This window comes from Brenneria roseae subsp. roseae, assembly GCF_003115845.1.
GTDB lineage: Bacteria > Pseudomonadota > Gammaproteobacteria > Enterobacterales > Enterobacteriaceae > Brenneria > Brenneria roseae.
Genome location: NZ_KZ819070.1, coordinates 1 through 301 on the forward strand (window position 1 = coordinate 1; position 301 = coordinate 301).

Annotated in this window: 1 protein-coding gene; it reads right to left on the reverse strand. The window is 47.8% G+C overall.

The window, feature by feature from the left end; all coding sequences use genetic code 11:
- On the reverse strand, positions 1 to 301 hold a 301-nt coding region (locus DDT52_RS20865; RefSeq protein ID WP_136158000.1), incomplete at both ends, for an Arm DNA-binding domain-containing protein.

Below are 301 nucleotides of genomic sequence, written 5' to 3' on the forward strand. Positions count from 1 at the left end.
GAACGCTGATAATCTTCCGACCATGTGGTTTTGGTGGCAAACCAGCTTTTGGCAACGGTTTTGAAAGCGCGGGTATTGTTACGCTTCTCTTGAATGGTTTTGTTGTCAGCCTGTTTTTTAGCGCTGGGGTCAATTCTAGCGGCCAACAGTTTTTTTGCTTCATCCCGGCATTGTCTTGCATCAGCCAGCGAAACAGCAGGGTAGACACCAATCGAAAACACCTTCTGTTTCCCTTCAAAGCGATAGCCTAACTGCCAATATTTTGAACCGTTGGGATGTACCAGCAGGTAGAGGCCGAACC